This window comes from Polaromonas sp. P1_G4, assembly GCF_056405475.1.
In genome coordinates this window covers 1-3799 of the sequence record NZ_JBFUCA010000427.1, presented here as the reverse complement: position 1 = coordinate 3799, position 3799 = coordinate 1, and the positions used below count along the sequence as shown (strand labels likewise).

At 61.2% G+C, this 3799-nt stretch carries 5 protein-coding genes; 2 read left to right on the top strand and 3 right to left on the bottom strand.

Features of this window, described 5'->3' with window-relative positions:
- The 3 genes from AC1D1X_RS18005 to AC1D1X_RS17995 all read right to left on the bottom strand — a co-directional run.
- The coding region (locus tag AC1D1X_RS18005; protein ID WP_477698808.1) for a lipase family protein at positions 1–434 on the bottom strand (434 nt) is incomplete at its 3' end.
- A gap of 34 nt (positions 435–468) precedes the next feature.
- Entirely contained in the window at positions 469–2094 is a 1626-nt protein-coding gene (locus tag AC1D1X_RS18000) for a GMC family oxidoreductase (RefSeq protein ID WP_477698807.1), read from the bottom strand.
- A 16-nt stretch (positions 2095–2110) separates the two neighbouring features.
- Positions 2111–2617 carry a hypothetical protein gene (locus AC1D1X_RS17995; protein ID WP_477670126.1) on the bottom strand — a complete coding sequence of 169 codons (507 nt, stop codon included), beginning with the start codon at positions 2615–2617 and terminating at the stop codon, positions 2111–2113.
- A 67-nt stretch (positions 2618–2684) separates the two neighbouring features.
- Between AC1D1X_RS17995 and AC1D1X_RS17990 the strand changes: the two genes are divergently transcribed.
- Positions 2685–3425, top strand: a complete 741-nt coding sequence (locus tag AC1D1X_RS17990) for a DUF8198 family protein (RefSeq protein WP_477670127.1) — start codon at positions 2685–2687, stop codon at positions 3423–3425.
- A gap of 75 nt (positions 3426–3500) precedes the next feature.
- Positions 3501–3799: AMP-binding protein (locus AC1D1X_RS17985; RefSeq protein ID WP_477698806.1), on the top strand; the 299-nt coding region annotated here is incomplete at its 3' end.

Sequence of the window (3799 nt, the reverse complement as noted above, 5' to 3'; positions counted from 1 at the left end):
AGATTGACAGCGACAAAGGCGCGTCCGCTGCCTCGAACCCGCTTGAGCCAGGGTGTCCACAGGCCACGATTGCAGAAGAACCCGTGCACAAACACCACGCCGCGGCGACCTTGGGCTGTCTCGGCCGGCAGGACCCTGTCCGGGACAGCATTGGAGCGAAAGGGCTGGCGCCAGCAGAACACGCGAGGAGCCGTCAATGTCTCACCCAGCCATGCGCGCAGAAGTTCTGTCCAGGTGGGCTGGGGCGCCGGATCTGCCTTGTTGATGTACCGAAGGAGTAAAAACTCAAGGGCGAGGAAACCGGTGTACCCCAGTGCAATCAGCAGGAAGCCGGTGACGGCCAGCATGGGAGAGCTGCTGCGGAACCAGAACAGCCAGCCGAAAGCCGCGGCGACCAGGGTCAGGGTGATGAATCTTTGCAGTTGAGCCAGCATGAATGAATCGGCGCGAGATCAAACCCGCAGTATCTCAGGCCAGTGTGACATCCTTGCCCGACATTTTTTTGGCGAGGCCTTGCGCCAGGCGATTCACGGCGCCGTAGATGGAAAGTTGCGGATTGGCGCCAATGCTGGTGGGGAAAAGCGACCCGTCGTGAATCGAAAGATTTTCGAGTTGCCAATGCACGCCGTCGGGCCGGGTAACGCCCTGTCGTTCAGCGCCCGCAAGGCTGCAGCCGCCCATGACATTGGCGCTCACCACCCGCGTGAGCATCGGCTTCATGGGCAAGGCATTGACCGCATCACGCGCCTCGGCCCAAGAGGTATAGGGCCTGGCCATTTCGTGCAGCGGCAAAACCTGTTTGGCACCCGCTGCAAACTGGATTTCCATCATTGACAGCAGAGCCCTGCGCCCACCCTCCATGACGTAGTCCGTCAGCGGAKAGTCCAGCACGGCGGAGTTGTCACTGCGCAGCTTCACCTGGCCGCCAGGCGACTCATCATGAAAACCATCGCGAAGCAAGGCCAGCAGCGTGTGGTTGTAGGGAAAAGACTTGAGCAGGTCGTGCTGACTCTGACCGAAGCCCGGGACTGTCGACGCAAAAATGATCGGGTGCAGAGGTGGGGCTTCCAGCTTGTAGCCAATCGGTCCGTCAATCGCCTGGGTTTCCAGGAAATGGTCAGAGTAGATAGTTTGCGGCGCACCGCTCCAGGCCTCCACCTTCTGGGCAAACACACTGGAGGACATCACGACCGGGTGCAGGAATGTCCGGGCGCCCAGCACGCCGTGCGGGTCGGGGGCCTGGGAGCGCAGCAGGACGGCCGGCGAGTTGATGGCACCACCGGCCAGCACATAGTGTTTTGCTCTTATTTTGATAGCTGGTTGCGCATGTCCTGATTGGGCCAGCGCCCCATTTGGCTCTACACCCCGGCATATCAGCGCGGTGACCCTGCCATTGGCCAGTTCAAGGCTTTCTGCGCGGGTTTCAGTGAGCAGTTGCGCCCCGCGGTCGAGCGCGGCGGGAATGGTGGTGACCAACATGGACTGCTTGGCATTGGTGGGGCAACCCAATCCGCACGAGCCCAGGTTCCAGCAACCCTTGACGTTGCGGGAGATCGCCGAAGCGGGAATGCCCAGTTTGGCGGCGCCTCTTCGCAACAGGTCGTTGTTCTCGTTCGGCGGCACCAGCCAGGGCGTGATGTTCAGCCGCTGCTCGGCCTGCGCGAAATACGGTGCAAGCGCTTCCACGGTGTAGCCCCCCAGCCCAAACCTGTCCTGCCAGAATTGAAGCGTGGAAGCGGGTGTTCGGAAAGAGCTGGTCCAGTTCACCGTGGTGGAGCCACCCACGCAGCGCCCCTGCAGGATGTTGATGGCTTTGTCTTCTGTTTTGCGGGCGGCGCTTTCCTGGTAAAGCGAAGGATAGGCCTCTGACTCTTTCTGGTTGAAATCCGAGCTGCTTCTAAGCGGGCCTTCTTCAACGAGCAACACCTGCAAGCCGGCCTTGGCCAACAGCTCGGCCGTGACTCCGGCGCCTGCGCCGCTGCCGATAATGGCGACGTCACAGGTGATTTTTTCAGGTACCGGGCCGAGCGCGCCACCCATGACTTTCCAGCCGCGCGCAATACCTTCGCGGATCGGGTCTTTCAGTTGACTCATGCTGCTTTCGATGGCTTCAGATTTTGACGGGACCGGGATAGCCCAACATTGGCCAGCTGGACGGCTCGGAAAAATACGCGCCGGCCGTGATGTCGTGCAGGGCGGCGTACGCCTGCTGGCGCAGCGCGAAGCTTGACAGGCGCATATCCTGAAGCGCCTGCTGGATATCTGCAACAGAGGCTTCGGGCCAAGGCCGGCTCAAGCGGGCCAGCGCATGCCGGCCGCCAGCACTGGCCAGCAACGCCAGCAGCTGGGACAACTCCGCCTGCGCATGAGGCGGAAGGGATTGAACCAGGATGTCGATCCGGCTGAGCAAGCCCTGCAGCGCAATTTCGCGTGGGCCGGCGTCTGCAGGCAGCGTCGTATCCAGAACGGCGCGGCCCACGGCGGAAAAAATCTCACGCCCCGAGTGAGTCAAGACTCCCCCGGTCAGGCCAGGCTGCAGCAAAGCAGCAGCGCCGCCGGCGACAACCAGCACGGCCGCCGACGCGGCACCGAGCTTGAGAAGCGTTCTTCTTTGCATCCGGGAAGTTTCTCATGCGCATTTAGGTTTCTATAGGGGGCCGTACCTAGATAAACTCCGGGTTTGTATGGACGCATCCGCACAACAAATTCATCACGCACTGCAAACCGTTGCGCAGCTTCGGCAGCAGCACGCGGCAGACCCACCGCTGGCCAGGGCGAGCGCGGAGGTCAAACGGTTTCAGGCGCGCCGTTTTCAGGCCACTTACTCGGACCTGCTGCACAGCCCGCGGTATAAAACTGCCGCCACCTTCTTCCTGCAGGAGCTGTACAGCGACAAAGACTACGCCGAACGCGACCAGCAGTTTGCGCGTATCGCAAGCACCATCGCCAAACTTTTCCCGCAACCTGTTGTCAGCACGGCTGCCGCGCTGGCGGAAGTGCACGCGCTGACGGAGAAACTCGACGACCTCATGGCGCGGGAATGGCTGGCGGACACCGCAGCCATCCCGGAAAGCGGCGACTGTGGGAGATACATCCGGTGCTGGCGCCGGGTCGGGGATGTAGCCGCACGCACCCGGCAGCTTGAAGTTGTCCTGCACCTTGGGGACGAACTCAACCGCCTGACGCGGACGTTCGGCCTTCGCACGCTGCTCAAGATGATGAGAGGGCCAGCTGCCGCGGCGGGGTTGAACTCCCTGCAGCACTTTCTGGAAACCGGCTTTGACGCCTTTGCCAACATGCGCGGAGCCGACGAGTTCCTGCGCTTGATCAAGGACCGCGAAACGGCCTGGATTCATACCCTGTTCGCGGACGATGCTGTCACCTGCGAGACCAGATTGGGCCATTTGCTGGCTGCCGGACCGTAATGCCACGCCGGCATTAGGACAAGCCCCATAAGGATTCCACTGCGCGGCTTTCACAATGGGCCGCAAGGAGTGTGTATGAACAAGCATTGGCTCAAAAGTTATCCCGCAGGCGTCTCACACGAGATCGACACCGAGCAGTTCCGCTCGTTGAATCATCTGCTGGAGGACTCGTTCAAGAAAAACGCGGCCAAACCTTTTTCGGTTTGCATGGATCGCTGGATGACGTACGGACAGCTCGATGAGCTGTCGTCGGCTTTAGGTGCCTGGCTGCAAAGCTTGGGTCTTGAGAGCGGGGCGCGGGTTGCGATCATGCTGCCAAATGTTCCGCAGTTTGCAGTCACCATGTCGGCCATCCTGCGGGCAGGCTATACCTG